Source organism: Nonomuraea sp. NPDC005650 (assembly GCF_040605375.1).
In the GTDB taxonomy this organism is placed as follows: domain Bacteria; phylum Actinomycetota; class Actinomycetes; order Streptosporangiales; family Streptosporangiaceae; genus Nonomuraea.
On record NZ_JBEXCR010000003.1, the window covers coordinates 498,520 to 524,798 of the forward strand.

At 71.0% G+C, this 26,279-nt stretch carries 25 protein-coding genes and 1 pseudogene; 7 read left to right on the plus strand and 19 right to left on the minus strand.

The window, feature by feature from the left end:
• Nucleotides 1–2: 2 nt before the first annotated feature.
• The 6 genes from ABZS69_RS07775 to ABZS69_RS07800 all read right to left on the minus strand — a co-directional run bounded on the left by ABZS69_RS07775 (nucleotide 3) and on the right by ABZS69_RS07800 (nucleotide 5,947).
• Nucleotides 3–1,730, minus strand: a complete 1,728-nt coding sequence (locus tag ABZS69_RS07775) for a hypothetical protein (protein ID WP_355368229.1) — start codon at nucleotides 1,728–1,730, stop codon at nucleotides 3–5.
• Nucleotides 1,731–1,774: 44 nt separating this feature from the next.
• Nucleotides 1,775–2,941, minus strand: coding sequence for an FAD-dependent oxidoreductase (locus tag ABZS69_RS07780; RefSeq protein ID WP_355368232.1), 1,167 nt, complete (start codon nucleotides 2,939–2,941; stop codon nucleotides 1,775–1,777).
• The gene (locus tag ABZS69_RS07785; RefSeq protein WP_355368235.1) at nucleotides 2,938–3,663 is read right to left on the minus strand and encodes a hypothetical protein; all 726 of its coding nucleotides are present in this window, start codon (nucleotides 3,661–3,663) and stop codon (nucleotides 2,938–2,940) included. The genes ABZS69_RS07780 and ABZS69_RS07785 overlap by 4 nt, the downstream gene beginning before the upstream one ends.
• A gap of 65 nt (nucleotides 3,664–3,728) precedes the next feature.
• On the minus strand, nucleotides 3,729–3,935 hold the full coding sequence (locus ABZS69_RS07790) for a hypothetical protein (protein WP_355368238.1): 207 nt from the start codon (nucleotides 3,933–3,935) through the stop codon (nucleotides 3,729–3,731).
• A 12-nt stretch (nucleotides 3,936–3,947) separates the two neighbouring features.
• Nucleotides 3,948–5,204 carry a hypothetical protein gene (locus tag ABZS69_RS07795; RefSeq protein WP_355368241.1) on the minus strand — a complete coding sequence of 419 codons (1,257 nt, stop codon included), beginning with the start codon at nucleotides 5,202–5,204 and terminating at the stop codon, nucleotides 3,948–3,950.
• On the minus strand, nucleotides 5,201–5,947 hold the full coding sequence (locus ABZS69_RS07800; protein ID WP_355368244.1) for a hypothetical protein: 747 nt from the start codon (nucleotides 5,945–5,947) through the stop codon (nucleotides 5,201–5,203). The genes ABZS69_RS07795 and ABZS69_RS07800 overlap by 4 nt, the downstream gene beginning before the upstream one ends.
• Before the next feature lie 206 nt (nucleotides 5,948–6,153).
• On the opposite strand from ABZS69_RS07800, the gene ABZS69_RS07805 reads away from it, so the two are divergent.
• The gene (locus ABZS69_RS07805; protein WP_355368247.1) at nucleotides 6,154–7,416 is read left to right on the plus strand and encodes a Scr1 family TA system antitoxin-like transcriptional regulator; all 1,263 of its coding nucleotides are present in this window, start codon (nucleotides 6,154–6,156) and stop codon (nucleotides 7,414–7,416) included.
• A 223-nt stretch (nucleotides 7,417–7,639) separates the two neighbouring features.
• Nucleotides 7,640–8,434, plus strand: a complete 795-nt coding sequence (locus ABZS69_RS07810; RefSeq protein ID WP_355368250.1) for an SAM-dependent methyltransferase — start codon at nucleotides 7,640–7,642, stop codon at nucleotides 8,432–8,434.
• 52 nt (nucleotides 8,435–8,486) lie between these two features.
• On the opposite strand, the gene ABZS69_RS07815 is transcribed toward ABZS69_RS07810, so the two are convergent.
• Nucleotides 8,487–9,293, minus strand: coding sequence for a DUF4253 domain-containing protein (locus tag ABZS69_RS07815; RefSeq protein ID WP_355368253.1), 807 nt, complete (start codon nucleotides 9,291–9,293; stop codon nucleotides 8,487–8,489).
• Nucleotides 9,294–9,401: 108 nt separating this feature from the next.
• Here ABZS69_RS07815 and ABZS69_RS07820 point away from each other — a divergent pair, with 108 nt between their 5' ends.
• Nucleotides 9,402–9,980, plus strand: coding sequence for an HAD-IA family hydrolase (locus ABZS69_RS07820; RefSeq protein ID WP_355368256.1), 579 nt, complete (start codon nucleotides 9,402–9,404; stop codon nucleotides 9,978–9,980).
• On the opposite strand, the gene ABZS69_RS07825 is transcribed toward ABZS69_RS07820, so the two are convergent.
• Together ABZS69_RS07825 and ABZS69_RS07830 are read right to left on the minus strand one after the other, a co-directional pair.
• Nucleotides 9,977–10,624: a TenA family protein gene (locus tag ABZS69_RS07825; RefSeq protein ID WP_355368259.1), complete on the minus strand. Its 648-nt coding sequence runs from the start codon at nucleotides 10,622–10,624 to the stop codon at nucleotides 9,977–9,979. The two genes, ABZS69_RS07820 and ABZS69_RS07825, sit on opposite strands and share 4 nt — an antisense overlap.
• Nucleotides 10,625–10,922: 298 nt before the next feature.
• A complete protein-coding gene (locus ABZS69_RS07830) occupies nucleotides 10,923–11,981 on the minus strand; it encodes a TIGR03118 family protein (protein ID WP_355368262.1) in 1,059 nt (352 codons plus the stop codon).
• A 220-nt stretch (nucleotides 11,982–12,201) separates the two neighbouring features.
• On the opposite strand from ABZS69_RS07830, the gene ppgK reads away from it, so the two are divergent.
• Nucleotides 12,202–12,924, plus strand: coding sequence for a polyphosphate--glucose phosphotransferase (ppgK, locus tag ABZS69_RS07835; protein WP_355368265.1), 723 nt, complete (start codon nucleotides 12,202–12,204; stop codon nucleotides 12,922–12,924).
• 17 nt (nucleotides 12,925–12,941) lie between these two features.
• On the opposite strand, the gene ABZS69_RS07840 is transcribed toward ppgK, so the two are convergent.
• Together ABZS69_RS07840 and ABZS69_RS07845 are read right to left on the minus strand one after the other, a co-directional pair.
• Nucleotides 12,942–13,700, minus strand: a complete 759-nt coding sequence (locus tag ABZS69_RS07840) for a hypothetical protein (RefSeq protein ID WP_355368268.1) — start codon at nucleotides 13,698–13,700, stop codon at nucleotides 12,942–12,944.
• On the minus strand, nucleotides 13,697–14,002 hold the full coding sequence (locus tag ABZS69_RS07845; protein WP_355368271.1) for a hypothetical protein: 306 nt from the start codon (nucleotides 14,000–14,002) through the stop codon (nucleotides 13,697–13,699). The genes ABZS69_RS07840 and ABZS69_RS07845 overlap by 4 nt, the downstream gene beginning before the upstream one ends.
• Nucleotides 14,003–14,168: 166 nt before the next feature.
• Here ABZS69_RS07845 and ABZS69_RS07850 point away from each other — a divergent pair, with 166 nt between their 5' ends.
• Together ABZS69_RS07850 and ABZS69_RS07855 are read left to right on the plus strand one after the other, a co-directional pair.
• Entirely contained in the window at nucleotides 14,169–14,573 is a 405-nt protein-coding gene (locus ABZS69_RS07850) for a YbaB/EbfC family nucleoid-associated protein (protein WP_355368274.1), read from the plus strand.
• Nucleotides 14,574–14,746: 173 nt separating this feature from the next.
• On the plus strand, nucleotides 14,747–15,406 hold the full coding sequence (locus tag ABZS69_RS07855) for an FCD domain-containing protein (RefSeq protein WP_355368277.1): 660 nt from the start codon (nucleotides 14,747–14,749) through the stop codon (nucleotides 15,404–15,406).
• 49 nt (nucleotides 15,407–15,455) lie between these two features.
• Here ABZS69_RS07855 and ABZS69_RS07860 read toward each other — a convergent pair whose 3' ends face one another.
• On the minus strand, nucleotides 15,456–16,349 hold the full coding sequence (locus tag ABZS69_RS07860; protein WP_355368280.1) for a hypothetical protein: 894 nt from the start codon (nucleotides 16,347–16,349) through the stop codon (nucleotides 15,456–15,458).
• A 128-nt stretch (nucleotides 16,350–16,477) separates the two neighbouring features.
• On the opposite strand from ABZS69_RS07860, the gene ABZS69_RS07865 reads away from it, so the two are divergent.
• On the plus strand, nucleotides 16,478–16,726 hold the full coding sequence (locus ABZS69_RS07865) for a hypothetical protein (RefSeq protein WP_355368283.1): 249 nt from the start codon (nucleotides 16,478–16,480) through the stop codon (nucleotides 16,724–16,726).
• A gap of 103 nt (nucleotides 16,727–16,829) precedes the next feature.
• Here the strand turns inward: ABZS69_RS07865 and ABZS69_RS07870 are convergent, their stop codons facing one another.
• From ABZS69_RS07870 to ABZS69_RS07900, 7 genes and pseudogenes are all read right to left on the minus strand, one after another.
• Nucleotides 16,830–17,330 carry a nuclear transport factor 2 family protein gene (locus ABZS69_RS07870; protein WP_355368286.1) on the minus strand — a complete coding sequence of 167 codons (501 nt, stop codon included), beginning with the start codon at nucleotides 17,328–17,330 and terminating at the stop codon, nucleotides 16,830–16,832.
• Nucleotides 17,331–17,978: 648 nt separating this feature from the next.
• On the minus strand, nucleotides 17,979–18,299 hold the full coding sequence (gene nirD, locus ABZS69_RS07875; RefSeq protein ID WP_355368289.1) for a nitrite reductase small subunit NirD: 321 nt from the start codon (nucleotides 18,297–18,299) through the stop codon (nucleotides 17,979–17,981).
• Nucleotides 18,296–20,722 carry a nitrite reductase large subunit NirB gene (gene nirB, locus ABZS69_RS07880; protein WP_355368292.1) on the minus strand — a complete coding sequence of 809 codons (2,427 nt, stop codon included), beginning with the start codon at nucleotides 20,720–20,722 and terminating at the stop codon, nucleotides 18,296–18,298. Before nirB ends, nirD begins: the two co-directional genes overlap by 4 nt.
• Nucleotides 20,719–22,113 (minus strand): FAD-dependent oxidoreductase, encoded by a 1,395-nt coding sequence (locus tag ABZS69_RS07885; protein WP_355368295.1) that lies wholly within the window; start codon nucleotides 22,111–22,113, stop codon nucleotides 20,719–20,721. Before ABZS69_RS07885 ends, nirB begins: the two co-directional genes overlap by 4 nt.
• Nucleotides 22,110–24,131 (minus strand): molybdopterin-dependent oxidoreductase, encoded by a 2,022-nt coding sequence (locus tag ABZS69_RS07890; protein ID WP_355368298.1) that lies wholly within the window; start codon nucleotides 24,129–24,131, stop codon nucleotides 22,110–22,112. The genes ABZS69_RS07885 and ABZS69_RS07890 overlap by 4 nt, the downstream gene beginning before the upstream one ends.
• A 4-nt stretch (nucleotides 24,132–24,135) precedes the next feature.
• On the minus strand, nucleotides 24,136–25,446 hold the full coding sequence (locus ABZS69_RS07895; protein WP_355368301.1) for an MFS transporter: 1,311 nt from the start codon (nucleotides 25,444–25,446) through the stop codon (nucleotides 24,136–24,138).
• A 207-nt stretch (nucleotides 25,447–25,653) separates the two neighbouring features.
• Nucleotides 25,654–26,157: pseudogene (locus ABZS69_RS07900) on the minus strand (GNAT family N-acetyltransferase); the annotation flags it as partial.
• Nucleotides 26,158–26,279: the final 122 nt, after the last annotated feature.

Below are 26,279 nucleotides of genomic sequence, written 5' to 3' on the forward strand. Positions count from 1 at the left end.
CCTCACCCGCAGTAGACGACGCCGCGCCGGATGTCGAGCATCCGTGTGCCCTTGTGCTTGACCGTCCAGGCGACGCTCATGGCCAGGGTGCCGCCTCCGGCGGCGGTGCCGCCGGTGGTCTTGCCGTCGCCGCTCGCCCGGCCCGCCCACTGGACGGTGATCTTCCCCCGCTCCACGCTCGACCGCCCGGAGCAGCCGGGCCGCGAGAGCGGCGCGGCGACTTCGAACGTGCCGCCGGACACGGTGATGCCGTCGGTGCCCTTGGCGGAGACGATCTCGCACTGCCCCGAGCAGGACAGCGCGAACGTCCCGGTACGCCCCGAGCCCAGCCACGCCGTCGCCGGCGACAGCCTGGCCACCGGCGCCGCGGGTTTGGGCAGCTCGGCCTTCCTGGCCATGCGGGTCAGGCCGGACCCGGCGGCCATCGGGGCCACCCCGGCCACCCAGCGCGGCGCCTCGTCCAGCAGGCTGCCCGTCTGCGCCGACGCCTTGGTGAGCTGCGGAGGATGCTGGCGGGCGTTCATCACGGCCCAGACCAGCCCCGCCACCAGCAGGCCCACGCCCACGATCAGCCCGAGCCTGGCCACGGCCCTGATCGGCGGCCCCGACTCGGGATCGTCGTCGTCCAGCCGGTCGCGCCAGAACTCCTGCACCTGCCCGTCCTGCAGCTCGACCAGATCACCGTCCAGGGTGATCCCGCCGTACCGGATGATGGCCCCCTCGCTGTGGGAGCCGTTGCCGGAGCCCTTGATGGCGGCGCTGTAGACGAGCTTGTCGCCGTACGCGCCGCCGCGGAAGGCCCGGGTACGGCTCGGCGGCGTGAACGGGTGCCGTCCGCGCACGGCGGGTGCCGCCGGGTGCTCCTGGTCGGCGGCAGCCGCGCCCGCCGCCGACCAGGGCTTTCCCGAGGTCGCCGTCGTGGGGTCGGCGACCGGGACCTGCGGCGTGGCGTCGGCGACCGGAGGAGCCGGGGAAGGACCGGTCTCCACCAGTGTGCGTGCCTGCACGGGAAAGCCGTCTGCCCGCCAGAGCGGCCCCTCGCCGGGCAGCGGCTGCGCCAACGCCAGCCGGTTGGGAAGTGTGCCGGGCAACGTGGTGATCGGCAGGCGGCGCAGCAGCGCCGCCGCCGACATGGTCCTGGGCGCGGCCCGGCAGGTCGCGCAGGACTGGATGTGACGGCCGATCCTGGCCCTGGCCCGCCGGCCGGGCGCGGCGACCCACGCCGACACCCGTGCCGTCAGGTCGGGGCATCCGTCGCGCCCCCGCGCGGCGATGATCGCGGCGAACCACTCCTCCAGGGAGGCGGCCGCCTGGGTGACGATGGTCCGCACCTCGTCCTGGCGCAGCTCGAAGATCACGGCGATCTCCGTGTCGGCCAGGCCGTGGCGCATGGACAGGTCGAGCAGCTCCCGCTGCGGGCGCCCCAGGGACAGCAGCGCCTCGGGCAGCAGCTCCGACATCCGGCCGGGGCGCGACCACGAGCCGATGCTCGCGGGCTTGGCGACGAACGCCCGGTGCGCGCGGGCCACCGCGTACAGCCAGGGCCGCCGCAGGGCGGGATCGACCACGCGGTCCGCGTACAGGTGCGCCGTCAGCGCCGCACCGGCCACCGCCTGCTCGGCATCGCCCGCGGCGAGCTCAGTGCGGCAGTAGTCGTAGAGGCGGGCTCCGTGCTTGTCGCACAGGTCGCGAATGGCCTGGCGAGCATCGTCAGACAGGGTTCGCCACATCCGGCGTCACACCTCCTCCAGTCAGTACGCGGAACGGGGGGTCGTCACCTCTTCCCTGGCACGGTGTCCAGTAATGAGGCCTGTGCCAGGTAGGCACGTGTCGCGTCAGGGTCCCCGGCGATGGCGCGCAGCCCGGCCATGGCGGCCGCCAGCCTGGCGCTGTCACGTTCCCGCACGCCCACGAGCCGGGTCTCGCGAGGTGGGATGACCCGCTGCAGCAGCACCGAGCGCCGCCGCCAGGCCCACGCCTCCAGCGCCGCCGGCGGGGCGAAGCCGCCGATCACGGCCGCGATCACCTGGCCCACCTCGGCCGCGTCGTGGATGCCGGCGTTCATGTTGAGCCCGCCGACCGTGGAGGTCAGGTGCGCGGCGTCGCCGACGAACAGCACCCGGCCGCACCGGTACGACGTCAGCACGCCCCGGGACAGGCCGAACCGGTCGGCGCCCGTCACGTGGATCGGCCCGCTCGCCCCGGGCAGCGCCCGGCGGACCAGCAGGGACAGGTTCGGCGGCGACAGCGGCTCGTGCGCGTCGCAGGGGATCTTGAAGATGATCCGCCAGTGGTCCGGCAGCCCGAGCAGCGTGCACGACTGCTGCACGTCCCGCACGTACGTCAGCGGCGCCAGGCTCGGCAGCAGCCGGTCCAGCGGCGAGTCGGTGAACACCCGCAGCGCCTGCGTCGGATAGGCGGACCTGGGGAACGGCAGGCCCAGGGAGCCCCTGACCGTGCTGTGCGCGCCGTCGGCGGCGATCATGTACCGGGCCCGCGTCCAGGTGTGGCCGACGCGGACCCGGATCCCTGTGCCGCCTTCTGTCACGCCGTCCACGTGGGTGCCGAACCGCACGTCCACGTCCGGGTAGGCGCTGAGGGCGGCGAGCAGCAGCGGGGTGAGCGAGGCCTGGTCGGCGTGGATCCGGAACGGATGCCTGGTCAGGCCGTTGAGCCGGTTCATGCCCATCTCGGCCAGCACGATGCCGGACCTGTCGCGCCACTGCACCCGGTCGACGACGCGACCCTTGGCGACGAGCTGGGAGGCCACCCCCAGGTCGTCGAGGAGGTCGAGCGTGGCCGGATGGAACGTGCAGGCCCTGGTCTGCTTGCTGAGCTCGCTCTCGCGCTCCAGCACGGTGACCGGGATGCCGGCCTTGGCCAGCGAGAGCGCCGCGGTCAGGCCCGCGGGTCCCGCTCCCACCACGATGACGCCGTTCATGCCGCGCCTCCCATGTACCGGCGGTGCGGCACGCGGCCGAGCGTCACCTGCTGGCCGATGGCCCGGGACAGCGCCCACCAGGCCGTGCAGAGGTTGGAGGTCAGCAGGATCCGGTCGTTGCCGGCGCTGAGGGGCCCGAGCACGGGCAGCGTGGCCATGCCGGTGCCGGTGAACAGCAGCACCGCGTCCGGCGGCAGCTCCGCCAGTTCGACCTGGCTGATCAGCTCGGCTGGGGTGACCGCGTACGAGGAGTAGCCGTTCTTCGCGCGTACCTGGATGACCTGGGTGACGTTCAGGCCGGTCGTCTTCCAGAACCGCTCGGCCAGCTCGGTCAGCCACGGCTGGTACGGGGAGACCAGCACGATGTCGTTGACCTCGGCGTGTTCCATCGCCTCGCGTGTGGCCTGCGTGGCCGAGGCGAAGGGCACCCCGGTCGCGGCCGTCAGCTCGGCGCACTGGTCGCGGTCCTCGTCGGGGCCGAGCAGGTACCGGGGCTCGCTGCAGGCCATGACCATCGCGTTCAGCGGCAGCGCGTCGAACGCGTAGACCATGGAGGGCAGGGCCTCGTTGTAGCTTTCCAGCCGTTCTGCCAGGGACTGTCCTGGCCGTACCGGGAAGCGCGTGACGTGCATGTCAGCGCGCGACCCGAGCAGTCGGGTGAGCTCGGGCTCCGCCGAGGGGTTGGCGGGCGCCACGATCACTCCCACCCTCCCGCGGCTCACTGCATACTCCGGGCGAGGACGGTGCGCATATGTGTTTCTCCTCCTGTGCGGGAAGGGTGTGGGTGTCAGGAAGCCGGGTGGCGTAACGGGTGGTCGATCACGGTGATCGCCCGCGTGGGCACCTGCCGGATGCGGCGCAGCCGGTGCACGGTGCGCGGCGGTTCGGCCGGCGGCGTCTCGCCCTGGTCCTCGCCCCAGGACGGCGGCGCGTGGCGTGCCCCGCGTGCGTGCACTTCATGCGGTTGTGACCGGCGCAGTTCATCGGCGAGCATGATCGCTCCTGTTCATCGCGGGTTGACGACCCTGGGGTCGTGTGCAGGGAAGCGGGCCAGTTCCTCCTCGGCCGCGTTCCGTACTGGGGTCGGATGGCCGCGCGGCCCGGCGAGGAGCCGGCGAGGCATCGCCGGCCCCTCTTCCGCCGCGCGTTGAGATCGAGGTTCGGTCTCATGGCCCGACGCCCCGGCGACCCGCACCTGCGCCGTGGCGGCGAGCAGAACGGCGGCCTGGAGAACGGCCACCAGGACGGAGACGGGCCCGGACCCGGGCCCCTCCGAGAACGGCCGGATCAGCACTGTGGCGCCCATCGCGCCGATCACCCCACCCAGCAGCGCCCACGTGCCGATGGTGCCGATCGCGGAGGCGTGCTGACCGGGTTCGGTCATCGCGGTGGTCCCCGCCAGAAGGCCGACCGCGAACGCGCCGAATCCGGCGCCCACCAGCACCGCGCCGAGCAGGCGCCACCCGTCGGAAGACAGGTGGGCGAGCAGCGGCGCGCAACCTCCGCCCAGAGCGAAGCCTCCGCCGTAGACGGCTCCGCCGATCCCGACGCGGCGGACGGCCGGGGTGGCCGCCGGAGTCGCCGCGATCAGGGCCGGCAGGAGCACGGCCGTCTCCACACAAGGCGGTCCCATGGCGAGCACGGCGAACGAGGCCGCGCCGGACGGGCAGAACGCGCCCGCCGCCGAAGGGAGTCCGCTACGTCGCCGGTGCCGCAGGTCGACCGCGCGCGCACGGCGCCGCCGCGAGGTCGCGTACGACCCCGCGCGAAGCACCGTGGCCGCGGTCGCACGGCCCGGCGAACACCGATAAAGCCGGCCCCAGGCGCTACCCCTCGCGTCGGCCAGCGTGCCAGCCGCTAACGCGCTGGTCGACAGCACCGTACCGACTAAGTCGGGCACGTGCCGCACGGTGCCGGAGGGATGGGGAAGCGCCGGGGCCAGCGGCACAAGCGCGGCCACCAGTCCCGCACGGGGGACGAGCCCCCAGGAAACGAGCAGGGCGGGCCGGCCGTTCTCGGCCGCCGGCCTCCCGCTCTCTGATGACAGCGCCAGCATTCCCGCTCCTGCGCACGCGCACCGGAACGCGACGCCCCAGGGCCTGTGGCCGGTGGGCGGCGCGCCGGGCGGCAGCGCGAGCGCGGCGGGGAACTTCGGGTCGACACCGATGTCGTGAGCGGACCGCCTCCTGACCCGGTGCCGCGGCCACGCCACGGCTCCCGGGACCGGTGCGGCCCTGGGTGCGCGGATGGGCGTCGGCGTCATCGCGCCGTCCCCGCGCCGGTGGTGGTCACGTTGGGCACGCTGACGCAGACCATGCGCTCGGTCAGCCCCACCCCGGGGGATGAACCCGTCGTGGCGAAGCACGATGCCGACGAACGTGCGCGCGACCTGGCCGGCACCGCACCGCCGGCCACCGTACGCGCGACCTTCGAGACGAGCGCGAGATGCTCGCCGCAGCGGCAGGCGACCTTGGCCTCGAGCCCCGCCACCTGGGCGAGCCTGAGGCGCAGCGGCTCCAGCGACGACCTGCGTTCCAGGCCGTCGAGGTCGTCCAGCCGGGCGGGCCAGCGCAGCGCGTCGCTGCAGCGGGCCTCCACCTCGGCCGGAAGCTCATCCACGGGGAATCCCTCGTGGCGCAGCCGGGTGGCGATCATGACGGCCATGAAGGCCGTCTTGTCGAAGTCGGCCAGCCGTCCCGCCAGGGCCGCGCTGAGCATCCTGGCCCGGTGGCTCAGGCAGACCGCACTCCACCCGAGCAACAGCAGCCGATCAGGTCCCGTCTCCGTGTGCCAGCCGGCCAGCCGCAGCTCGCGGGCCATCCGGTGGTGGAAGCGCCAGCGGTGACCCGGGCTGTCCAGCCAGACCTGGAGGCCACCCAGCGGAAGGCCCGCGACGTGCACGCCGGCTCCCACTGCCGGCCCGGCCACGCGCGCGCAGATCCGCTGGACCACTCGCTCCTGCCCGGTGGAGGGCTGATCTTCGAGGTACGAGGATTCCATGGTCACGTCCTGCCACCTCCTCCCCGTCCAACCGTTAAGCCACAGTTACCATGCGCTCTGATAGTCCGCTTATGAGTGGGACTATGTCAACTGACAGTTTGCGCATAAGTTGATACCTACTCGCGGGGCAGAGCTGCCCCGCATGGCAGGGGACAGTGCGGCTCGCGTCCCTTACGCTGGAAAAGTTCACGGGCGGTGGATGGAGGTGTGCCGTGGCGAACTTCGCCGAGCGGCTCGATCTTGCGCTGACCAAGCGCGGCTTCACCGGCGCGCAGGTCGCCTCCGCCCTGACGGAGGCGGGCATCCCGATCACCCGCGCCTATGTCAGCCAGCTGCGCACCGGCAAGCAGACCAACCCGACGCTCCAGGTGCTGCGGGCGCTGGCCTCCTGCCTGCAGGTGAGCGTCGGCTGGCTGGTCGGCGACGACTATCTCGAGTCCGGCGCCGTCGAGGACCTCCAGCTGCGCGCGGCCGCCATCGGCCTGGGCGCCTCAGACCTGTCCGAGAGCTCCCTGACCGTGCTGCGCGGCGTGGTCGAGCTGGCCCGCCGCGCCGAGGGGCTGCCCGAGGAGCCCGAGCCCCCCTCCCCCGACGACATCCCCGACGCGGCCGCGCCGCTGAGCGGGCCGCAGCGGCGGGCGCTCGGCAAGCGGCTGCACGGCCTTCGCCTGGCCGCCGACCTGTCGGTCGAGCAGGTGGAGACCGCGATCGGCAAGGGAGCCGCGGCGATCCCGGCCATCGAGGAGGGCCGGATCGCACCCGCGCCCATCACCGTCGAGCGGCTGCTCGCCCTCTACGGCGTCACCGCCCCGCCCATCCGCGAATACGTGCTGTCGCTGGCCCGGGGCGAGCGCGAGGCCGCCTGGTACGACGCGCAGTCGGTGCCGGTCTGGCTGGCCACCACGTACGCGCTGGAGCAGCGGGCCACGGTGATCCGCACCTACCACCCCCAGTTCGTCCCGCCGCTGCTGCAGACCGAGGAATACGCCCGGGCGGCCGTCACCGTCTCCGGGCCGGCGACGCTCGGGCAGCAGACGGTCAACGAGGCGCTCGCCCTCGTGCTGGCCCGCCAGGAGGCCGTGGCCCGCGACAGCGGCATCGTGGTGTGGGCGGTCGTCGACGAGAGCGTGCTGACCCGCTCGATCGTCGGGCCGCACGTCCAGCTCCGCCAGATCGACCAGCTCATCGAGCACGCCAAGCGGCCCAACGTCTCGCTCCACGTGGTGCCGACGGACGACCCCGTCTACGTGCCGCGCACCGGCCCGTTCACGCTCTGGCGCTTCGCCGAGGCGTTCGAGGCGGACATCGCGTGCGCCCACGGCATCGAGTCCGACGAGCTGATCACCGACACCGCCGTGGTGGAGGCATACCACCAGGCGTTCACCAAGCTGTCGGTGACGACGACGACCCGCGAAGAGACTTTCGAGGTGTTGAATTTCCATCGCGAGCGGCTTTCGCGTTCCCTCGGAAAATGATCTCTTTCCCTAATGCATGATCGTTATTCGCGGTAGAGGGTTAGCCAGATATACCGAAAACTAATGGCTTTTCCGGTTGTCATCTGCCGCCCAGCGAGGATCATAAGTTCTGGGTCATCGAGTGGGGTCCGAAAGGATCAACTTTTTCCCGAGATAGTGGGCGAGGGGAAAGGGGCAACACTCAATGCGTCAGCGTGCCATCCGAAACCTGGCGAAGCTGGAGATGACCCAAGCAAGGATCACCCGGGTTCTCGACGCTGCCACGGGTGGAAAAAACCACTTCGTGGCGGACAGAGACGCAGTGCGCCGCTACGACCAGGCCGCTCCCATCATGACGACGGCCGCACGGGCCGTGCTCCAATATTTGTCCCGTGTGGTGCGCCATCTGGCCGGCGAAGGTGTGGACCAGTTCGTCATCGTCGGGAGTGGTGTGCCCACCGGCCTGCCGGCGGGCAGACAGTTGCACGACGTGGCCCGTGACGCCCTGCGCGGCGCGGTCCCCCGTGTGGTCTACGTGGAGAACGACCCGATGGTGCTGGCCGGAGCCCGGGCGACCATCGAGCCCGTCACCGACCTCGTACGCGTCGTAGAGGGCGACGTGCGCGAGATCGACGACCTCCTCGATGACCGGGTCCTGCAGACGTTCCTCGACTGGGACCGGCCCATGGCCGTGCTGCTGCTGTCGACCCACAGCCTGAACGACGACGAGTACTTCCACTACGTGATCAAGCGGATCCGGCAGGTGGTGCCCGAAGGGAGCTATCTGTCGCTGCTGCAGACCACGTTCGACGCGATCCCGCCGGAGCTGCTGACGGCGGTTCACGACCTGCTGGCGATGACGCTGCCGGGTCACGCGATCCGCAACAGGGAGGAGGTTGCGGCGTTGCTCGAAGGTCTGGTGCTGGTCGATCCGGGGTTGGTGTGGATTCCGGAATGGCGGCCGAACGACCTCGACACCGCCTGCGCCGAACAGCCGAGTTCTTCGGGAAGTTACGGGGCCGTGGCCCGTATCCCCTGACACCGGAGGGTTCGGCCGGGACCCCGGCCGAATCCCCGTTCAGTGCCGCCGTTCAGTCCCACCAGAACGACCAGGCGTGCGCGCCGACGATCTGCTCGGCATAGCCCTGCAGGTCACCGGGCCCCTGGACGATGTTGTCCGGGCAGAACGTCCAGTGCTCGGCGGCCACGTGTAACGCGTGCTCGGGATCGACCGGCGGGGCGGCCACGCTCAGGTCCAGGGTGTTGAACCCGACGCTCACCACCCGGGCCCCGAACCGGTCCTCCCAGCTGCGCACCACGGCGGCCATGGGGACCATCCACTCGTTGTGGTGCAGCGCGCCCTGCCAGCCCATCACGGCCAGCGCGTCGGCGCCCCTGGAGGCGGCGACCAGCCCGAGCGGCATCCCCTTGACGGCCAGCTCGCCCGCGAGCCAGTCGGCGACCGCCTCGGGAGCGGCCCTGAGCACCCCGGACGGCGCGGGGCCGGGGCAGATCGCCCCGAAAGGGTCCAGCTCCTCCAGCGCGTCCTGCGGCATCTGGGCCACCCACTCCTGCCACACCTCGGCCATGAACCCCTCGGCGGTGAAGTGCTCGATCTGGCGGGGATCGTCCGGGATGATCTGTCCGACCCCCCAGGGCTGCGCCGACTCGTCCAGCAGCACCGGCCACAGCCCGCTGTGCGGCTGCCACTCGCGCATGCGCGTCCAGTCCTCGCCGGACACCGCCTCCTCGCTCATCCAGAACGCCGGCCTGACCGCCTCGCCCTGCCCGGTGTAGCCGGGATCGGGCCAGACCACCTCGCCCGGCGGCAGCCCCGCGGGCAGCCTGTGACCTCTGCCGCCGTCGGCGAACAGCCGCCCCAGCTCGCGTGCGCTCATGCCCTACCGTTCCGATACCGAATCCTGTCTCGGAGATGGTAGTCCGGCCGGTCGCCCTTGGACCTTTGACGACGCAGGAAATGCTGGCGACTGTCACAATGAGGGGCTGTGATCCCCTTTGACGCGGTCCTGTCCGATCTTGATGGCGTGCTTCGCCTCTTCGACCACGACGCCCAGGCCGGCATCGAAGCCCGGTACGGCCTGCCGCTCATGAAGACGGCCCTCGACCCCGCGCTGATCGAGCCCGCCACGCTCGGCCACGCCACCGAGGCCGAGTGGCTGGAGTCGGTCGTGGTCGCGCTCGGCGGCGACGAGCGGGCCCGCCAGGCCGTGGCGGAGTTCGCGCAGGTGCGGTTCTGGGTGGACGAGGAGGTCAGGGCGCTGCTGGCCAAGGCGCAGCAGCACGTGCCCGTGGTGATCGTGACCAACGCCACGGACTCGCTGGAGCAGCACCTCGACCTGCTGGGGCTGACGTACTTCGCCGACGACGTGGTCAGCAGCGCGAGGGTCGGCGTGGCCAAGCCCGACCGGCGGATCTACGAGATCGCCGCGGAGCGGGCCGGGGTCGCGCCCGAGCGCTGCCTGTTCGTGGACGACCGGCTGCAGAACGTGGAGGCGGCCAGGGAGCTCGGCATGACCGGCGTCCACTACCGCTCGTTCCAGGATCTGGCGGCCGTGCTGGGCTAAGGGGCGGCGGCCAGGTCGAAGAAGGCGTGTTCCAGCTCGACCGCGAGGCGGAAGACGTCCAGCGCCGCCGTCCGGCGATCCTCGTCCAGGCCCGCGCCCAGCCGGTCGAGCTCGCCGCGCAGGAAGGCCACCCAGGCCCGGAACTCCGGGCCTTCGTGCAGCTCGATCCACTCGCGGTGGACGAAGCTCTCCGGCAGCGGCTCCTCCGCGCGCGACGCCCAGCCCAGGTAGCACCACTCGGCCACGCAGAGCACGGCGACGATCAGCAGGTAGTCCTGGGACGTCCGCACCTCGTCCATGAGCTGCCTGAACGCGGCCGTCACCGGCTCGGGCGGCGCGTCGGTCCGCCCGCCCAGCTCGGCCAGCGCCCGGTGGAAGTACGTCTTCTCCTCGGTGGTCGCCACCTGACCGAGGAACTTCCCGTAGGGCACCCGCGCCTCGAACGTGTCCGCGCTCGCCACGGCCGCCCCGAGCAAGGCCGTGAACGAGTCCACGAACTGGAAGTCCTGCTCCAGATAGCGCCGCATGCCGTCGTCGGGCGCCGAGCCCGTCGTGATCGCCATCGCGAACGGGTGTGTCACCACCGCCGTCCACTCCGGCTCGCACTGTCGCCTGAGCCATTCGCTGAAGGATCGCTCGCTCACGATCCGACCGTACCGAAGTCCTGGCCTGGCCAAACGCCAGGGGGACCACAACCCCTTCCTCCCGGAGGACACCGAGGTCCTCCAGGAGGAGCCAGCCCTTCCCCTATCCCTCTCTCGGAGACCTCAGCCGAGGTGCTGCGGCGAGGAGCAAGGGTGCGGCGGGAAGCACCAACCAGGGGTTGTTTCCGGCGCGGCTCGCGCCAGCCGCGCCGGAAACGTTCGCGTGACCGCCGCCCCCGGCCTTGGGTGGCGAGCTGCGCTTCTCGCCAGGCCGGGGGCGACGGCGAAAGAGCGCCGCTCAGTACCCGCCGTACGGGTTCTGGGAGGACGACGACTGGCTACTGGGGGCGCTCGTCTGGTGACCCGACGGGTGGTTCGTCGGGGAGCTCGACGGTGTCGACGTGGGCGTCGCGGTGGACGTCGGCTTCGTGCCCTGCGGGGCGATGATGCCGATCAGACCATGCTTGGTGCCGTCGATGCCCGCGGAGAACCACATGGAGTTCTCTCCGCCGTTGGTGGCCGTGCCGGGCTCCAGGTCCCAGAGGCCGGGCAGCACGATCGGCTTGCCGTCGGCCGTGGCCAGCGCGCCCAGGTGGCGGCTGTTCTTGTACGCGTGCACGGTGCCGTCACCGAAGTTGCCGATCAGCAGCGCGCCCCGGTACTGTCCCCAGCCCTTCGGCGCGGCGGTGATCCCCCAGGGGGCGTTGAGCCCCACCCTGGAGATGCGGCCGGTGAGGCGTCCGCCGGCGTTGAACCGGCTCACGAAACCCTTGCCCTCGCCGAATTCGGGCTTGCCGGTGGACGGGTCACGGATGGCCCACGACACCCAGATGCTGCCGTTGGCGATCGCCACGTTGTAGGCCTTGTACGTCCTGGGGACAGCCGGGTCGCGGAACTGCCAGCTCTTCAGGCTGATGCGCCGGAAGTCCTCGTCGAAGGCGTGGATGCGCCCGCTCGCGAAGTCGGCGGCCAGCAGGAAGTCCCCGTCGTCGGTCTCGACGAGCTCCAGCCCCTTGTAGTCGGCGCCGCGGGTGAAGGCCCCGATGATCGCGTTCTTCGGGTCCACGTCCTTGTTCCAGCCGGTGATGGCACCACTCGGGCTGGAGAAGATGAACTGGGCGGGCTTGCCCTTGACGGTGAAGCCCTCTCCCGGGTTGAACACCTGGCCGGTGGGGGCTCCGCCGGGGATCCAGACCTCGGTCTGCTCCTTCTTGCCCGTGCCTGAGTAGACGGTGGCGGTGCCGGTGCCGGTGTTCGAGACCCACAGAGTCTTGCCCATGGCCAGGCCCCACGGGTTGACGACCTTGGCGTCGGTGACCGGGGCTTTGCCCTGAACATCCGACACAAGGTTGATCACGTCGAAACGGTTCCTGGTTGTAGCGGCGTCCGCGGGAGTGGCGATAGTCGCTCCCAGAACACTCGCGACAGCGCAGAGTGTGATGATGCGTGGCCGCATCCGTTGCCTCCTAGTTAGCGCTTGTGACGCGAGATACGCGGAGGGCCGTGGGGCGGTTCAGCCAGTTCTGGAAATATCAGGACAGGAGTTTTTTCGTGTCCTGAAGGGGAGAGGGATTGACATGAACGTGTTGGGCATTGACATCGGCGGTTCGGGAATCAAGGGCGCCCCGGTCGACATCGAGGCCGGCGAGCTGGTCAAGGAGCGTTTGCGCATTCCCACGCCCCAGCCGTCCAAGCCCCATGAGGTGGCCGAGGCGGTCGCGGAGATCGTCAAACATTTCGGCTGGAACGGTCCTGTCGGAGTGACCTTCCCCGGCGTGGTCAAGGACGGGGTCGTGCTGACCGCCGCCAACGTGGACCACTCGTGGATCGGCGTGGACGCGGCCGAGTTGTTCGGCGGGGCGACCGTGCTGAACGACGCCGACGCGGCCGGCGTGGCGGAGGTGGCCTTCGGGCACGGGCGCGGGGAGCGGGGGACGGTGCTCGTGCTGACGTTCGGCACGGGGATCGGGAGCGCGCTGTTCACCGAGGGGACGCTCGTCCCCAACACCGAGCTGGGGCACCTGGAGCTGCGGGGCAAGGACGCCGAGCACCGGGCGTCGGCGCGGGTGCGGGAGGAGCACGAGCTGAGCTGGGAGAAGTGGGCCGAGCGGGTGGAGGAGTACCTCCGGCACGTGGAGATGCTGCTGTCGCCCACGCTGATCGTCATCGGCGGGGGTGCGAGCAGGAAGGCCGACAAGTTCCTGCCGCACGTCCACATCGACACGCCCGTGCTGCCCGCCGCCCTCCAGAACGAGGCCGGCATCATCGGCGCCGCCCTGGCCGCCTCCCGTCACTCATAGACCGCGCCGGGCGGGGCTCACTTCGTACGGGGCCGGCTCGGGGCGACCCACTGGAAGTCCTTCGCGGCGTCCGGCAGGGTGTCGCCCCGGTCGGGGGACTGGAACGTGGGGAACGCCGACTTGTCGATCTTCATCGTGGAGAAGTCGGCCTCGCGCAGCCTCGCCCTCGGCCAGCCGCCCTCCTCATAGGGCTCGGCCATGTCGGCCAGCTGCTGCGCCTGCGCGATCAGGTAGGCGATGACGGCCCCCTGGCCCATGCAGTACGTGAGGAGGGCGCCGCACATCACGGTCAGCACCTTGTCGGCCGCGTTGAGCAGCCATCTCAGGTACAGGCGACCCTGGACGGCGCCCACGGGCGACAGCGCCATCATCGCGACCCCGTACACGGAGGAGGCGGCGATCATCGTGGAGAAGGTGGCCATCGCCCCCTTGAAGAGCCGGAAGGCGTTGGCCACGCCCTCGAGGTTGTCTCCGACCTTGTCGAGGGAGTCCCGCACGGTCTCGGTGCCCGCGTGCATCTTGCCGGTCACCCGCGAGAACTCCCGCTGGTCGTCGGCGATCCAGCCGCGGCGGGCCTCGGCGGGCATGGCGTCCAGCGCCTCCACGGGGGCGTCGAGGTCCCTGGCCATCTGCTTCCAGACCTTGGCGACCTCCGAGACCCGGTCGTCGTCCATCTGGAGGGACTCCAGGAGCGCGAGCGACACCAGCGGCACGCCCGCGTACAGCTGGAGCCGGCGGAGCGTCTGGATGATCGGCCACGGCGAGGGCGCCATCACCGGTACTCCACGATGCTGGCCCGCTCGGCCGTGCGCCAGTTCGCGGCGCAGACGGACAGGCTGTCGGAGATGCCGAGGGAGGCGATGGCTCCGCCCTGCAGGGCTTCCTGGCAGCCCCTCTGCGCCGTCTCGTAAGCCGGGCCAAGGACCCGGCCCATGAGCGTCCCCAGTGCGCCGTCGAGGTCGGTGTCGTAGACGCGGTCTCCGCTCTTCATGAAACCGGACCAGACGTCGCCGTAGCGCTCGCCCATGGCGGCGATGACCCGAGACGTGATGACTCTTGTCTCCTGCTGGGTGGACATGTCGCTCCTTCAGATGTTTTGCATCGAAGGTCATCTTTGTCGTACGGAGAGTATTGATCATCCGGGTTCACCGGATGTTTGGCCGGGAGAAACCGATCGCTGTGAACAGGTTCAGAAAATCTTGATCGACTCCGGTGGTCGCGCCGATGAACAGGGAGGTCATGGCATGTTCGACTTCGATCCGGCCGCCGTCACGCCCGAGGAGCTGGACCGGATCGGGCGGCGCGCGGACGAGAACATGTCGAAGCTCGCCGCGGCCATGGACGGGCTCGACGAGGTCACCGGTGAGGGCACCGCCGCCGGGGGCCGGATCCAGGCCACGGTGGAGGCCGACGGGCTCGTCCGGGACATCCGCCTGGACGCGCGGGTGCTGCGCACGATGGGCAGCGAGGAGCTGGCCGAGGCGCTCGTGTCGGCACTGCGCGCGGCCCAGCTCTCGGCCCGCGGCCAGCTCGAGGAACGCCTCGCGGAGGCCCAGGGCGGCGAGCGCCTGCCGTTCGACCTCGGCGATGTCACCCGCCGCTTCGAGGCCGTCCAGTCCACCTTCCTCTCAGCCCTCCGCCCCCACTGACCACCCCCGCCACCCGCCCTCGACCGGCCCTGCAACCTGCGGGGACCGGCCGCACCACCCGCCCTGACCGGACGCGCGGCCCGCCCGATCCTGGCGCGATCGCGGGGTGGACTACCCCGCCTTCCGCGATAGCTCTTAGGGTGGATGTCCTCCAGCCGATGAGGAGAGGGTGCATGCGAAACGTCGCTCGGACCTCGCTCGTGGATGCCGCGATCGACGAGCTCCGCCGAGAGATCGCGCGTGGTGTGTGGCCGGTCGGCACCAAGATCCCGTCCGAGAGCCAGCTCGCGCAGAGCCTCGGCATGAGCAGGCTGTCCGTACGCGAGGCGGTCCGGGTCCTGGCGCACGCCGGGCTGCTGCACACCCGTCAGGGCGACGGCACGTACGTGACCGCCACCGACGAGTCCAAGGTCGCCCTGCGCCGGCGGCTCGACACCGCCGCCGCCATGGACATCATCGACGTGCGCCGCGGCCTCGACCTCGTGGCCGCCCGGCTCGCGGCGGGCAGACGCACGGAGGAGGACCTGACCGCGATGCGCGCGGCGCTCGCCCGCAGGGACACGGCCGCCCGCGCCGGCGATCTCGACGGGTTCGCGGACTCGGACGTGGACTTCCACCTGCTCGTCGCGGACGCCGCGCACAACGCCCTGCTCGGCGACCTCTACCGCAGCATGAGCGACGCCCTGCGCGACAGCGTCAGGGACCAGGACCAGGCGGCCCTGACCCCTGACAGCTCCCATGACGACCTGCTGAGCGCGATCGAGGACGGCGACGCGGCCCGCGCGGTCGCCGTCTCCATCGCCATCCTCGACCACCAGGAACGCGAACTCTGACCCCACCCGCCACGGGCACACCCGGCGTTCTCCCCACCGGTCCCTCCGCTCACCTGCCGGAGATGACGATCGTCTCCCCCGACGAGCCCGCCGCCTCAGGCGGGTCCGAGGACGGGCTCGGATGCGCGTCCGGCTCGGCTTCCGTCCTGCGCGACCAGCGAGCCAGGCGCACCACCCGGGCCAGGGGCCTCGCCAGCGCCCCACCCGGCAGGTGCGGCTGAGGCAACAGGCCCAGCAGGCGTGACGGAGCCAGCAACCACAGGCCCGCCACCACGACCAGCGCACCACCGACGGCAGCGATCACCAGAGCGTACGCGGGCACCCCGCTCTCCAGCCCCTGCCACACGCCGGCGGCACCGGCACTCCCCTGCCCTCGCTGCACGCCGGCCGCACCAGCACTCGCCTGTCCCTGCGGCATCCCGGTGGCACCGGCGCTCTCCTGCCCCTGCGGCGACCGGGTGATCACCGCCGAACCTCCGTCCCGGAACCCGGGCGGCCGAACGGCCCCCCAGAACGACTCCGCCGCCGGCAAAGGGGCCGCCATCTCAGGCGGCACCGGGTTGACCTTCAGCCCACCGGGCACGGTCAGCGTCCCCACCTCGTACGGCTGGAACAGCCCCTGGACGCCCTCCACCTTCCACACCCCTTCAGGCACCACCACCGACGTGGCGTAGTGCCCGGCCTCGGGCAGGGCCGTGCCGTCGAAGAGCAGGCTCTTCCCGCCCTCCCCGGTGAACCGCAGCCCGACGGCCCCCAGATCCCCCTCGAACGGATGGGATCCGTGCTGGAGCACCCAGAACCCCAGCGCGTACGACGTGCCGCCCTCGAACCGGGACGGCGCCGGATCCAGGTAGGTCACCGCCCACCCGCCCGCGGCGGCGGCCGGCAGGGCGCCCAGGGCCAGTGCGGCCGCGGCGGCCAGCACGGCCAGAATCCTCTTCATGGAACCACCTCCGGTACAGATACACCGGAAGCGCGGCCCAGGTTCTGACGGGCCTGCGACATTTCCCGATACGGCGCGCACAATAGAAGCAAGGCGAGAATTCGGCGAGGAGCGAGGAGGCTTGCGCCGTGTCCGCCACCGGACGCGCATATGTGACCGCAATGCTCGACGTCCTCGTTTACGAGAACGTATTGGTGGCGTGGCGACGAAGTACGCCCTGGGGTGGCTACCTGATCGTCTCGCACGAGGGCGAGGAGCTCAGATTGACCGCGCGACAGGCGGAAACGTGGGCGCGGGGCGCCTTCGCCGTGTACCTGGCGCTGGTCGACCAGGGCCGCATCACCCCGCGCATCCCGCGCGGCACCGCGCAGTCGTAGCCCGCTCACCCATAACCCGGCCCGGTCAATCCACCCCAGAATTCCCGCATTCCCGGACAAATTCCCGCAAAGCGCGCGGCGTCCATTCAGGGGGCGGCTACGGTCAGGCCGATTGGTTGTTCATGAACTCGGAGATCTTCCACTTCCCGCCCTCCTTGGTGAGCACGAACAGCTCGCGGTAGTTCGCGTCCCCCTGCTTGCTCGTCGAGCGGACGACGGCGCCCTCGGCACCGACCTCACGCACGTCCTCGATCTTGTGCTTGGCCGACAGCAGGTCGGTCGCGCCATGCAACTGCTGCTGGTAGAGGCCGCGAATCGCCCGGACGCCCTGCGCCGTGGCCTCACCGTCGACCTCGACCACGGCGTTGGCCGCGAACGCGCCGACGATCTGGTCCACGTTCCCCGACTTGAGCGCGTTGAAATATGACTCGACGGCCGCGCGCGGCCGCCCGGCCGCCGTCGCCGTTGCCGTTGCCGTCGGGGACACGGTCGCGACCGCCTTCATCGCTTGCGTACGGTCACCGCCGGTGGCACAGCCGGCAACCATGAGTGCGGGGACGATCGCCGCCGGCAGGAGCGCCCTGCGCTGAAAAACCTTGCTCATGGCCGCTTAGATGCCCGCGCCCGTCATGAGCGAATGTGACGTTTGACCACTCCACACCCCGCTTTTGCCTCATCGGGGTGTTACTCACGGTAACGGTTCACTGGATTTGATGAGACCGGTCAGAGTTGCGATCGTTGCCGCCGCGAGACCAGATCACCGAGCCCCGCCGATAGCGTCCGTCCAGTGCCGCGAATCCAGGCGAACCCGGAACCCCTCCCCCAGCGCGAGGACGCCGAACGTTGCGACAGCATCGATTCAGGACGGCGTTGCGTGCTGCCGGTAGCTCATCGAAGCCCTCACGTCTACCCCCCGGTGGAGACTGGAGCATAGCCGTCGGCCGTCGGCTACGCAGCCGATATGCCAGAACGGCATCGCCGAGCGATGACCCCCACGGCAAGCCTGATCGGCCGCGGCCTCCCGAACGCGAGGAAGGCGGCCCCCGGACACCTCGCCTGGCTTCCGGAGCCGTGACGGCTCTCTGAAAGCCCTGGAAGACCTGGACGCCCCGGAAGGCGGTGCTCTACCGGCGGCGGCCGGCACTCGTGACGGAGGTGCCGCCCAGCCCCGGAGCCGCACGACGCGAAGGGCCATGTCCTGATACAGGACATGGCCCTCAGACGGCCCTGGGACCAAGCGCACCAGGGCGAGCTACACGCCGACCTCCACCGCCCCGTCCGCCACCCGTACCGAGTAGACCGGCACGGACACCGCGTCCTCGTCCAGGCAGCGCCCCGACACCAGGGAGAACACCTGCTTGTGCAGCGGCGAGGCCACGGTCGGCTCGCCCTTCCTGGTGCCGACGATGCCGCGCGAGAGCACGTACGCGCCGCTGAACGGGTCGAGGTTGCCCAGCGCGTGCAGCATGCCGTCGTGGGTGCGGAAGACGGCCACCTGCACGCCGCCCACCAGGGCGCAGACGCCGCGTTCCGGCAGCATGGCCTCGTAGTCGCAGATCCGGATCCAGCTCATCGGGCCATCACCGGCTTGATCTGGCCGCGCTCGCTGGCGAAGACGATCGACGGGTCGGGCACGCCGGGGGCGTTGACGAAGCTGACGAACCTGTTCAGCTTCTCGGGGTCGTCCAAGGTGGCCGCCCACTCGTCGGCGTACGTGGCGATGTGGTTCTCCATCTGCGCGTCCAGGTCGGCGCAGATGCCGAGCGAGTCTTCCATGATCACCTCTCGCAGATAGTCGAGGCCGCCGTCGAGCGACTCGAGCCAGGCCGACGTGCGTTGCAGCCGGTCGGCTGTGCGGATGTAGAACATGAGGAACCTGTCGATGGTCCTGATCAGCTCCTCCGAGCTCAGGTCCGTGGCCAGCAGGTCGGCGTGGCGGGGCTTGAAGCCGCCGTTGCCGCCGACGTACAGGTTCCAGCCCTGCTCGGTGGCGATGATCCCGAAGTCCTTGGACCTGGCCTCGGCGCACTCGCGGGCGCATCCGGAGACGGCCGACTTGAGCTTGTGCGGCGAGCGCAGGCCGCGGTAGCGCAGCTCCAGCGCGATGGCCATGCCCACCGAGTCCTGCACGCCGTAGCGGCACCAGGTCGAGCCCACGCACGACTTCACCGTGCGCAGCGCCTTGCCGTACGCGTGGCCGGACTCGAACCCGGCGTCCACCAGCCGCCGCCAGATCTCCGGCAACTGTTCGACCCGGGCGCCGAACAGGTCGATGCGCTGCCCGCCGGTGATCTTCGTGTAGAGGCCGAAGTCGCGGGCCACCTCGCCGATCACGATGAGCTTCTCGGGGGTGATCTCGCCGCCGGGGATGCGCGGGACGACCGAGTACGTGCCGTTCTTCTGCATGTTCGCGAGGAAGTGGTCGTTGGTGTCCTGCAGCGCGACCCGCTCGCCTTCGAGCACGTGGCCGTTGTAGAGCGAGGCCAGGATCGAGGCCACGGCCGGCTTGCAGATGTCGCAGCCCCTGCCCTGCCCGTGCTCGGCGATGATCTGGGAGAACGTGGTGATCTTGCGGACCCGTACGATGTCGAACAGCTCGGCCCGCGAGTACGTGAAGTGCTCGCACAGCGCCTTGCTGACCTCGACGCCCGACTTCTCCAGCAGCTGCTTGAGCATCGGCACGCAGCTGCCGCAGGTCGTGCCGGCGCGGGTGCAGGCCTTGATGCCTGGCACGTCGGTGACGCCCTTGTCGGCGATGGCCGTGCGGACGGTGCCCGCGCACACGTTGTTGCAGGAGCACACCTGCGCCTCGTCGGGCAGGTCGAGGCTGGCCCCGGCCCCGCTGAAGAGCAGGTCGGACGGCGCGGCGGGCAGCGCCTTGCCGACGAAGGGCCGCAGGGAGGTGTACGGGGAGGCGTCGCCCACGCAGATGCCGCCGAGCAGCGTCTTCGCGTCGTCGCTGATGAACAGCCGCTTGTAGACGCCGCCCACCGGGTCCATGTAGGTGACGTCGAGTGCCCCGGACATGGCCCCGAACTGCGCCACCTCGACGCCCAGCAGCTTGAGCTTGGTGGACAGGTCGGCGCCCTCGAAGGCCGAGGCCCCGCCCATGATCCGGTCGGCCGCCACCTCGGCCATCGTGTTGCACGGCCCCACGAGGCCGTAGACCATGCCGCCGACGAGCGCGCACTCGCCGACCGCGTAGATCGAGGGGTCGGAGGTGAGCATCGAGGAGTCCACCACGATGCCGCCCCGCTCGCCGACCTCCAGCCCGGACGACCTGGCCAGCTCGTCACGCGGCCTGATGCCCGCGGAGAACACCACGACCTGCGCGTCCACGACCGTGCCGTCCGGCTTGCGCAGCCCGGTGACCTGGCCGTCCGTGGTGATGATCTCCTGGACGCCCGCCCCGGCGTGCACGCTGAGCCCGAGGCCCTCGATGTGGGACTTCAGCACCGCGCCGCCGCCCTCGTCCACCTGCCGCGGCATCAGCCAGGGGCTCATCTCCACGATGTGCGCCTTCAGGCCGAGCGCGCGCAGCGCGTCGGCGGCCTCCAGGCCGAGCAGCCCGCCGCCGATCACGACGCCCTCGGCCGCGTCCTTGGCGGCCACCCGGATGGCGTCCAGGTCCTCGATGGTCCGGTAGACGTACGCGTGCTCGGCGCCCGGCACCGGCGGCACGAACGGCGACGACCCGGTGGCCAGCACGAGCACGTCATAGGGCTCGGTGCCGCCGTCGGCCAGGGTGACCTCGCGGGCCTCCCGGTCGATCCCGGTCACGCGGGTGCTCAGCCTCGTCACGACCCCCGAGGGGACCTCGTAGGTGAGGTCCTCCACGGTGACGCCGGAGAGGTAGGAGGTCAGGGCCACCCGGTCGTACGCCGGGCGCGGCTCCTCCCCGATCACGGTGATGCGCCCGCCGAACCCCTTGTCCGCAAGGGTCTCGACGAGCCGGTGGGCCGTCGGCCCGTACCCAACGACAACGATCCTGCTCATACAGAAACCCCTTCCTGCTCACACAGCCAGCCGACGATGCCCTCCACGGCGTCGCGGCAGGTACCGCATCCGGTCGTCGCCCTGGTCGCGGCCGCCACTCCGGCCACGTCGCGGGCCCCGGCCTCCCAGCACGCCCTGATCTGGCCCTTGGTCACGTTGTTGCACTGGCAGACCTTGGCCGCGTCCGGCATCAGCGTCGGGCTGTCGGCCACGGGCGCCGACGACAGCCCGGGGAACAGCAGCCCCGCCCGGTCGCCCGGCACCGGCGCGCCACGGTCGAAGAGCTGGGTGAGCGTGCCCACGGCGTCGCTCTCGCCCAGCAGGATCGCGCCGACCAGCCGGCCGTCGCGGATGACCAGCTTGCGGTAGGTGCCGCGGGCCCGATGGCTGAAGCGCACCACCTCGGCGTGCTCCTCCGTGAGCTGGGTCTCGCCCATGGCGGCCAGCTCGACGCTCCTGGCCTTGAGCCTGGTGACCAGCCGGGAGCCCCGGTAGAGGGCCTTGCCGCCGGTGATGACGTCGGCGGCCACGGCGGCCTGCTCCCAGGCTGGGGCGACCAGGCCGTACACGGTGCCGTCGTGCTCGGCGCACTCGCCGATGGCGAAGATCGACGGGTCGTCGGTGCGCAGCTCGTCATCCACGACGACGCCGCGCCGCACCTCCAGCCCCGCCGCGGCGGCCGGGCCGGTGACGGGGCGCACGCCGCAGGCCAGCACGACGAGGTCGGCCTCGACCAGCTCGCCGCCGGCCAGCCGGACGCCGTCCTCCCGCACCGACTCCGCGCTGACGCCGGTGCGGATCTCCACGCCGAGCCCGGCGAGCGTCTCGCCGAGCACCTCGCCCGCCTCGACGTCGAGCTGGCGCTCCATGAGGTGCCCGGCCAGGTGCAGCAGCGTCACGGGCAGGCCGCGCCCGGCGAGCCCGCGCGCGGCCTCGATGCCGAGCAGGCCGCCGCCGACGACCACGGCCCTGCGGGCCTGCCGCGCGGCCTCCATGATCCGCTCGCAGTCGTCGAGCGTGCGGAACGGGATGGCCCGCTCCACGCCGGGGATCGGCGGCACCACGGCCTCGCTGCCCATGGCCAGGACCAGCAGGTCGTACGGCTCGCGCCGGCCGCCCTCGGTCACCACGTGCCTGGTCTCCCTGTCGATGTGGGCGACCGCGTCGCCGAACGCGGCCTCGACGTTGTGGGCGTCGTACCAGGAGGATTCGAGCAGCCTCACCTGCTCGGGACGGGAGCTGCCGGCCAGCACGTTGGACAGCAGCACCCGGTTGTACGGCTGGCGCGTCTCCGCGCCGAAGATCGTGATCCTCATGTGCGGGTCCCTGGTCCGTACCTCGCTGACCAGCCGCGACCCGGCCATCCCGTTGCCGACGACGACGAGCCTCATCTGTCCCTCTCCACCCTGACCGCGCAGACCTTGAACTCCGGCATCCTGGAGGTCGGGTCCAGCGCCGGATTGGTGAGCCGGTTGGCGCCCTCCCAGTGGAAGGGCATGAAAACGGTGTCGCGCCTGATGGTGTCGCTGATCCTGGCCACGGCCTTCCCCTCGCCTCTCCTGCTGCTGACCCGTACGACGTCCCCGGGCGAGATGTCGAGCTGCTCGGCGAGATCCGGGTGCAGCTCGACGAACGGCTCGGGGGCCGCCTGGACGAGCGGCGCGATCCTGCGGGTCTGGGCGCCGCTCTGGTAGTGGGAGAGCACCCGGCCGGTGCTCAGGTAGATCGGGTAGTCGTCGTCGGGCTCCTCGGCCGCGGGCCGGTGCTGGACGGGCACGAACCTGGCCCGGCCGTCCGGGTGGGCGAAGGAGTCGAGGAACGGGCGCGGGGTGCCGGGGTGCTCCGGCTCCGGGCAGGGCCAGAAGACGCCCTTCTCGGCGGCGATGCGCTCGTAGGTGATGCCGGAGTAGTCGGCCGCACCGCCCTTGCTCGCCCGGCGCAGCTCGTCGAAGACCTTGACCGGCTCGGTCTCGAAGCGGTGGCCGAGCCGCTCGGCGAGCCCCGCGAGCACGTCGAGGTCGCTCCTGACGCCCTCGGGCGGCGCCACGGCCCGGTTGCGGAGCAGGACGCGGCCTTCGAGGTTCGTCATGGTGCCGGTCTCCTCGGCCCACTCCGTGACCGGGAAGACCACGTCGGCCAGCGCCGCGGTCTCGGACATGACGAAGTCGCAGGTCACGAGCAGGTCGAGGGAGGCGATGCGCTCGGCCACGTGCTCGGCGGCGGGCGCGGAGATCACGGGGTTGGAGCCGAACAGCAGCAGCGCCCGCGGCCCGCCTGGGGTGCCGAGGGCGTCGAGCAGCTCGTACGCCGACCGCCCCGGCCCCGGGAGGCTGTCGGCCGGGACGCCCCACACGGCCGCCACGTGCTCGCGGGCCGCGGGGTCGTCGATCTTGCGGTAGCCGGGGAGCTGGTCGGCCTTCTGCCCGTGCTCCCTGCCGCCCTGGCCGTTGCCCTGCCCGGTCACGCAGCCGTACCCGGAGCCGTGCCGGCCGGGCAGGCCCAGCGCCAGCGCCAGGTTGATGAACGCGGTGACCGTGTCGGTGCCCTTGGCGTGCTGCTCGGCGCCGCGCCCGGTCAGGATGTACGCGTTGCCCGCCGCGGCCAGCGCCCTGACCGCCTGCCGCATCCGGTAGACCGGCACCCCGGTGATCCGCTCCACCCGCTCCGGCCACCAGGCGGCCAGCGACGTGCGGACCTCCTCGAACCCGGTGGTCCTGGCCGCCACGTACGCCTCGTCCACGAGCTCGTCCGCGATGGCCAGGTGCAGCATCCCGAGCGCGAGGGCCAGGTCGGTGCCGGGCGTGGGCTGCAGGTGCAGCCAGGCCAGCTTGGCCGTCTGGGTGCGCCGCGGGTCGATGACGATCACGCGCGGCCCGCTCAGGTGGCGCACGAACGGCGGCATGGTCTCGGCGACGTTCCCGCCGGCCAGGAGGACGACGTCGGCCTCGGCCAGGTCGGTGATCGGGAACGGCATGCCGCGGTCCAAGCCGAACGCCCTGATCGAGGCGGCGGCGGCCGACGACATGCAGAAGCGGCCGTTGTAGTCGATCTGGCTGGTGCCCAGCGCGACCCTGGCGAACTTGCCGAGCGTGTAGGCCTTCTCGTTGGTGAGCCCGCCGCCGCCGAACACGGCCACGGCGTCGGGGCCGTGTTCGGCGCGGATCGCGGACAGCCGCTCGGCCACGTGGTCGAGCGCGACGTCCCACTCCACGGGCTCGCCGTGCAGGAGCGGGGTGGTCAGGCGCTCGCCGTTGGTGAGCAGCTCGCCCGCCGTCCAGCCCTTCTGGCACAGCGCGCCGGAGGCGTTGGCAGGGATGTCGGTCCTGGGGCTGATCGCCAGCCCCGGGCCGATCTCCATGCCGCACTGGAGCGCGCAGTACGGGCAGTGGGTCTTCACGGGCTCGGCCATGAGGTCAGACCCGGGCATAGGCGAGGCTGGCCACGACCGAGGCGCCCACCTTGCGCGTGTAGCACCACCAGGTCAGGGCGAAGCAGGACACGTAGAAGACGCCGAAGGCGAGGAAGGCGGGCGCCGGGGTCCCGGCCGCGGCGAACGCCATCCCGAACGCCCGGTTGATGAGGAACCCGCCCAGTGCTCCCACCGCCGAGATGATGCCGATGGCGGCCGAGGCCTGGCGCTTGCCGTACATCAGGGCCTCTTCGCCCTCGCCGCGCTCGGCGACGGCCTTGGCCTGGAAGATGGCCGGGATCATCCGGTACGTGGAGCCGTTCCCGATGCCGGCGGTGAGGAAGAGGAGCTGGAAGGCCAGGAAGAACATCCAGAAGTTGCCCGAGGTGCTGGCCATCCAGACCAGCAGCACGCCGCCGCCCATCGCGGCGAAGTTCCACAGCGTGACGGGGGCGCCGCCGAGCTTGTCGGCCAGCCAGCCGCCCACCGGCCTGATCAGCGAGCCCACCAGCGGCCCGGCGAACGCCACGGCGGCGAACGGCGCGTCGGGGAAGAGGCTCTTGCTGAGCAGCGGGAAGGCCGTGGAGTAGCCGATGAACGAGCCGAAGGTCCCGATGTAGAGGAACGACATGATCCAGGTCTGGGCCTTGCCCGCCACCGCGAGCTGCTCGCGCGGGTCGGCCTTGGCGCTGGTGAGGTTGTCCATGAAGAAGAAGGCGCAGGCGGCGGCCACGACGATGAACGGGATCCAGAACCACCCGGCCGCGGCCAGCCCGAGCGCCCCGATCACCAGTGGCATGACGAGCTGGACCGAGCTGACGCCGACGTTGCCGCCCGCGGCGTTCAGCCCCAGGGCGACGCCCTGCTTGTGGCGGGGGTAGAAGTAGGTGATGTTGGCCATGCTGGAGGCGAAGTTGCCGCCGCCGACCCCGGCCAGCGCCGCGATCACCAGGAACAGCCAGTACGGCGTGTCCGGGTTGCCGACGGCCACGCCGAGCAGCACCGCGGGGATGAGCAGCAGGAGCGCGCTCACCACGGTGAAGTTGCGCCCGCCGAACTTGGCCGGGCCGAACGTGTAGGGCACGCGCAGCACGGAGCCGATGAGGTTCGGCAGCGCGACCAGCCAGAAGAGCTGGTCGGTAGAGAACTTGTAGACCCCCATCTTGGTGGCCACGATGCTCCACAAGGTCCACACGGTGAAGCCGAGGTGCTCGGCGACGATCGAGAAGATCAGGTTGCGCCGTGCGACGCGCTTGCCTGAACTCTCCCAGAAGGCTGGGTCATCGGGGTGCCACTCGGCGATCCAGCGCGCCATCGGCTTTCTCCTACGTTCGGCGTCCGGGGGGAACTCCAAAGTAGGAAGCGCGCGTTACGCACTTTGACGATCCGTGGCTGTGCGTTCGTTACGTGTGATTCACCGGCGTAACAAGCCACGCACATGCGTCACGGAGGAAACACGCTCGTAATGCGGCGCGATGATCAGCCGTAATCTTACGTGTGGCTTGTCACGGTATGTGAGCGATCAGTCCTGGCGGCCGGCCAGGCTGCGCAGCGGCTCGTCGGTCAGCCGGTACTTCAGCCACTCGTCCTGGCGCACCGCGCCGAGCTTGTCGTAGAAGACGATGCTGGGCTCGTTCCAGTCGAGCACCGACCATTCGAAGCGCTGGTAGCCGCGCTCGGCGCAGATCCGGGCCAGCTCCTTCATGAGCGCGATCCCGTGGCCGCCGCCCCGGTGCGAGGGGCGTACGTACAGGTCCTCCATGTAGATGCCGTGCACGCCCCGCCACGTCGAGAACGTCAGGAACCACAGCGTGAAGCCGGCCACCTCGCCGTCGTGCTCGGCGATGTGCGCGAACGCGGCGGGGTGGTCGGAGAAGAGCGCGGTGCGCAGCTGCTCCTCGGTCACCCGCGCCTCGTGCGCGGCCTTCTCGTACTCGGCGAGCTCGCGGATCATGTTGACGATCTCGGGCACGTCGGCGGGTGTCGCGGGGCGAATCATGGCATTCAGCGTATTGGCCTCCCGGCGTGAACCTCGCCGAGTGTGTCAAACGTCCTAGGGCCTGTTTTAGAAGTCGGGTGAGGAGTCTCGGGTGAGGGCTGCGTGTGCTCGCGATGCCTGAGCGGTCCAGATGGTGACGTCGGAAGCGA

Bases quoted from the DNA above. Each gene is read 5' to 3' on its own strand.
- ABZS69_RS07895 (WP_355368301.1), bottom strand. From the start codon at position 25,446: ATGGCGCGCTGGATCGCCGAGTGGCACCCCGATGACCCAGCCTTCTGG.
- ppgK (WP_355368265.1), top strand. From the start codon at position 12,202: ATGAACGTGTTGGGCATTGACATCGGCGGTTCGGGAATCAAGGGCGCC.
- ABZS69_RS07780 (WP_355368232.1), bottom strand. From the start codon at position 2,941: ATGAACGGCGTCATCGTGGTGGGAGCGGGACCCGCGGGCCTGACCGCG.
- nirB (WP_355368292.1), bottom strand. From the start codon at position 20,722: ATGAGCAGGATCGTTGTCGTTGGGTACGGGCCGACGGCCCACCGGCTC.
- ABZS69_RS07815 (WP_355368253.1), bottom strand. From the start codon at position 9,293: ATGAGCGCACGCGAGCTGGGGCGGCTGTTCGCCGACGGCGGCAGAGGT.
- ABZS69_RS07870 (WP_355368286.1), bottom strand. From the start codon at position 17,330: ATGAGCAAGGTTTTTCAGCGCAGGGCGCTCCTGCCGGCGGCGATCGTC.
- ABZS69_RS07810 (WP_355368250.1), top strand. From the start codon at position 7,640: ATGACCCAAGCAAGGATCACCCGGGTTCTCGACGCTGCCACGGGTGGA.
- ABZS69_RS07885 (WP_355368295.1), bottom strand. From the start codon at position 22,113: ATGAGGCTCGTCGTCGTCGGCAACGGGATGGCCGGGTCGCGGCTGGTC.
- nirD (WP_355368289.1), bottom strand. From the start codon at position 18,299: ATGAGCTGGATCCGGATCTGCGACTACGAGGCCATGCTGCCGGAACGC.
- ABZS69_RS07860 (WP_355368280.1), bottom strand. From the start codon at position 16,349: ATGAAGAGGATTCTGGCCGTGCTGGCCGCCGCGGCCGCACTGGCCCTG.
- ABZS69_RS07775 (WP_355368229.1), bottom strand. From the start codon at position 1,730: ATGTGGCGAACCCTGTCTGACGATGCTCGCCAGGCCATTCGCGACCTG.
- ABZS69_RS07850 (WP_355368274.1), top strand. From the start codon at position 14,169: ATGTTCGACTTCGATCCGGCCGCCGTCACGCCCGAGGAGCTGGACCGG.
- ABZS69_RS07855 (WP_355368277.1), top strand. From the start codon at position 14,747: ATGCGAAACGTCGCTCGGACCTCGCTCGTGGATGCCGCGATCGACGAG.
- ABZS69_RS07790 (WP_355368238.1), bottom strand. From the start codon at position 3,935: ATGCTCGCCGATGAACTGCGCCGGTCACAACCGCATGAAGTGCACGCA.
- ABZS69_RS07890 (WP_355368298.1), bottom strand. From the start codon at position 24,131: ATGGCCGAGCCCGTGAAGACCCACTGCCCGTACTGCGCGCTCCAGTGC.
- ABZS69_RS07795 (WP_355368241.1), bottom strand. From the start codon at position 5,204: ATGACGCCGACGCCCATCCGCGCACCCAGGGCCGCACCGGTCCCGGGA.
- ABZS69_RS07845 (WP_355368271.1), bottom strand. From the start codon at position 14,002: ATGTCCACCCAGCAGGAGACAAGAGTCATCACGTCTCGGGTCATCGCC.